Origin of the sequence: Ochrobactrum sp. SFR4 (genome assembly GCF_019730395.1) — a bacterium.
Classification (GTDB): Bacteria; Pseudomonadota; Alphaproteobacteria; order Rhizobiales; family Rhizobiaceae; genus Pseudochrobactrum.
Genome location: NZ_JAAPBB010000478.1, coordinates 1 through 329, shown reverse-complemented (window position 1 = coordinate 329; position 329 = coordinate 1). Strand labels below are relative to the sequence as shown.

The 329-nt window shown below is 41.9% G+C and carries 1 protein-coding gene; it reads right to left on the bottom strand.

Going from position 1 to position 329, the window contains the following annotated elements:
- On the bottom strand, nt 1-302 hold a 302-nt coding region (locus tag HBA93_RS19885; protein ID WP_286202083.1), incomplete at its 3' end, for an inositol monophosphatase family protein.
- Nucleotides 303-329 lie beyond the last annotated feature (27 nt).

The window sequence follows — 329 nt, the reverse complement described above, 5'->3', positions numbered from 1 at the left end:
GACCCAAAAGTGGGCAATCCGGCAGTAAAGGAACGGGTACCATCTATTGGGTCAATTACCCATATAAAATCCTTGTCCAATCCTTGTGACCCGAACTCCTCTCCCAGAATTCCGTGTTCGGGATAATGCGCAAGAATTTCTTTACGCAAGATTGCTTCAATACGCTTATCGATCTCCGTAACCGGACTACCATCACCCTTTTTCTCGTAATCAAAGCCTGTCTCATAAGCTTCAATCAAAACAGGTCGTACTAAATCAGCCAAATGTTCGGCAAAAGATACATACTCATCTAGACACTGCATGAAATTTTACCCAATTTAATTGCAAAA